This window comes from Synechococcus sp. H55.9 (assembly GCF_047462355.1).
In the GTDB taxonomy this organism is placed as follows: domain Bacteria; phylum Cyanobacteriota; class Cyanobacteriia; order Thermostichales; family Thermostichaceae; genus Thermostichus.
In genome coordinates, this window is sequence record NZ_JANSJB010000065.1 from 14,687 (window position 1) to 15,967 (window position 1,281).

The 1,281-nt window shown below is 47.0% G+C and carries 2 protein-coding genes; both read left to right on the forward strand.

Annotated features, from left to right (window positions below):
* A partial coding sequence (cas3, locus tag NW857_RS09245) for a CRISPR-associated helicase Cas3' (protein WP_414368749.1) occupies positions 1-1,061 on the forward strand: 1,061 nt, incomplete at its 5' end.
* Positions 1,058-1,281 (forward strand): type I-MYXAN CRISPR-associated Cas8a1/Cmx1 (gene cas8a1 / locus NW857_RS09250; RefSeq protein ID WP_414368750.1); only part of this gene is annotated, 224 nt, incomplete at its 3' end. The genes cas3 and cas8a1, both read left to right, overlap by 4 nt.

Below are 1,281 nucleotides of genomic sequence, written 5' to 3' on the forward strand. Positions count from 1 at the left end.
GCGCTTTACTGAGATTCTTACGGACTTTTCGAGGTGCACCTGTCCTCTTGATGAGCGCTAGCTTTACCCCAGGACAGCTCCAGGCAATTAAGCGAGTGATGGATGAGTTGGGTGAACCTATAGAGGATCCCGTTGAAGGACCGCGAGAGCTAGAAGAACTGAAGCGCTATCAAATACAAGAGGTGCAAGCAGAAGGTGATCCCACCCACTCTGAGCGCATTTGGCCGGAAGTCATCAAGGCAGTTCAGGAGAGGCAAAAGGTTCTATGGGTAACTAATTCAGTGTCCAGTTGTATTGATATTTATCAAGTTGCCAAGGAAAAACTAGAAAATATAAAAGCCAAAGTTTTAATTTACCACAGTCGTTTTCGCTACAAAGATAGACTCACCAAGCATGAGCAGGTTATCAATGCTTTTAGTCGGCCAGAACCTGTTCTTGCTGTCACTACGCAAGTCTGTGAAATGTCCTTAGATTTAAGTGCAGATTTGCTTGTCTCTGCCATGGCTCCAGCAACGGCTTTGGTTCAGCGATTGGGTCGGCTAAATCGAAGAATGAAAAGCGAAAAAGAAGAACCTTGTACAGCTCTCCTCTACAGATGGGATAAAAGCTCTCCCTATACTGCAGAAGAACTAGAAAGCGGGCAAAAACTAGTTAATGAGGTTAAAGACAGAGGACTAGAGCGCGTTTCACAGCGGGATTTAGCTAGCATTCTTTCTCAGCTCAGCCAAAAAGAGCCTGTTGAAGTAAAATCGGCCTGGCTTGATCAAGATTGGTGCACTTACCCAAGCTTCCTACGCGAAAGTGGACACACAATAACGGTGCTTCTAGCAGAGGATCAGGAGTCTATTTGGGAAGCTGCTAAAGGTCGGCAGGAAAAAGCTTTGGCCAAGGGGCAAAAGCTATCGAAGATGCAAGCTTTTCTGCAAGAGGCTCAAGCCTGGGCAATTCCGATTCGGATTCCAGATCAAGAGATAGAGTGGTGGAATTGGCAGCGACGCGGATTTTATTTCGTCACAGAGCCTGGATACATCAGCTATAGTGAGGAATTTGGCACGCCATGACTGAGCTAAAGCTACACATAGGACATCCTGGGTTGACACTGCTGCATCGAGCAGGGCTGGCTGGGCTGTGGATGACTCTTAAGCAGATAGAACAAGAGATTCCACCAGAGAAGCGGCCAGGGTTCCTAACTTGGGAACTGACACCTCGACAAGTCCAACTGTTCTGGCAGGGAAATGACTTTGAGGTCATTGACTGGCTGCTTAAAGAGTCTTTTCAGCT